1 rRNA gene is annotated in these 262 nt (G+C 53.1%); it reads left to right on the forward strand.

Annotated features, from left to right (window positions below):
• Positions 1–262 (forward strand): 23S ribosomal RNA (locus J8I87_RS44325); the annotation flags it as partial.

Consider the following 262-nt stretch of genomic DNA (forward strand, 5'->3'; position numbering starts at 1 on the left):
GGAAAGGCGAAAAGAACCCCGGGAGGGGAGTGAAACAGATCCTGAAACCGCATGCATACAAACAGTCGGAGCCCCGCTTTAAGCGCTTTCGGCGATTTTTGCGACAGTAAAAATCGTCAAAAGACCCCAGTGTGAAACAGCACCACTGGCGCGCAAAGCGGTTTAAGCGCGAGAGCGCTTAAAGCGGGGTGACGGCGTACCTTTTGTATAATGGGTCAGCGACTTACATTCAGTGGCGAGCTTAACCGATTAGGGCAGGCGT

Origin of the sequence: Paraburkholderia sp. LEh10 (assembly GCF_017814945.1) — a bacterium.
Lineage (GTDB): Bacteria > Pseudomonadota > Gammaproteobacteria > Burkholderiales > Burkholderiaceae > Paraburkholderia.